Source organism: Arsukibacterium sp. UBA5043 (genome assembly GCA_002415085.1).
Lineage (GTDB): Bacteria > Pseudomonadota > Gammaproteobacteria > Enterobacterales > Alteromonadaceae > Alishewanella.
Genome location: DIBV01000013.1, coordinates 1 through 622, shown reverse-complemented (window position 1 = coordinate 622; position 622 = coordinate 1). Strand labels below are relative to the sequence as shown.

The 622-nt window shown below is 52.6% G+C and carries 1 protein-coding gene; it reads right to left on the bottom strand.

The window, feature by feature from the left end; all coding sequences use genetic code 11:
* Positions 1-554 (bottom strand): ATP-binding protein (locus B2Q61_RS17825; protein ID WP_290622423.1); only part of this gene is annotated, 554 nt, incomplete at its 3' end.
* Between the last annotated feature and the right edge of the window lie 68 nt (positions 555-622).

The window sequence follows — 622 nt, the reverse complement described above, 5'->3', positions numbered from 1 at the left end:
AACAGATTGGCTTCATCCCGGCCAAACGGCAGGTAGCCGATTTCATCTATGACCAACAGTTTTGGCGATAATACACTGCGTTTAAGGTAGGCCTCTAACCGGCCCTGTTTCTTGGCTGTTGCCAGCTGTAACATTAAATCTGCCGCAGTAATAAAGCGTACTTTTATCCCCCGCATAATGGCGCTGTACGCCAGTGCTATCGCCAGATGGCTTTTACCTACGCCACTGGGGCCGAGCAGTACAATATTCTCCTGGCGTTCAATAAAGGCCAGGCTGGTGAGCTCCAATAACTGTTTGCGCGGTGCGCCGGTGGCGAAGCGGAAGTCGTAATCATCGAAGTGCTTTACCGCTGGCAATCCGGCTGTCTTGAGCAACATCTCCCGCGTGCGCTGCATTCTGGCATCCAGTTCTGCTTGCAGCAGGCTTTCGAGGAAGTCGGCGAAGCTTTTATCTTGTGCGGCACTGTAGTCAGCCATGGCTGACCATTCTGTTGCCATTGCCGGCAGTTTTAATACCTCACAGGCGTGCTGTATGCGCTGAAGTTGCAGGTTCATGGCCGCACCTCCAGCAGTTGGTCATACACCGATAAGGGATGTTGTAAGCTTTCCCTTGGCATCGCATA